Here is a 252-nt window from a genome sequence, read left to right as displayed (position 1 = left end):
CGAATCGCATCCACGTATTTCTGCGGGTGCATGGTTTGCGACCCCACGTGGAACGACAAGCCTTTAATGCGGATATTCCAGGCTTGCGCCGTTTCGATGATCGTCAGTGCCTGCTCCGGCGAACAGCCGAACTTCTTCGACAAATCGGCAAAGGCTTCTGCGTTGCGGAAGCTCAGACGCACCAGCAGTTCTACCTCGTTGTGATAGGCTTTGAACTTCGCCAGCTCATTGAGGTTATCCACCACAAACACA

Annotated in this window: 1 pseudogene; it reads right to left on the bottom strand. The window is 53.6% G+C overall.

From position 1 onward, the window contains the following. Positions 1-252 (bottom strand): annotated as a pseudogene (locus ACYP03_RS27125) (type III PLP-dependent enzyme); the annotation flags it as partial.

This window comes from Photobacterium sp. R1 (genome assembly GCF_054600795.1).
Note: the sequence above shows the minus strand (reverse complement) of the source record. Positions and strands in the feature narration are given on the sequence as shown.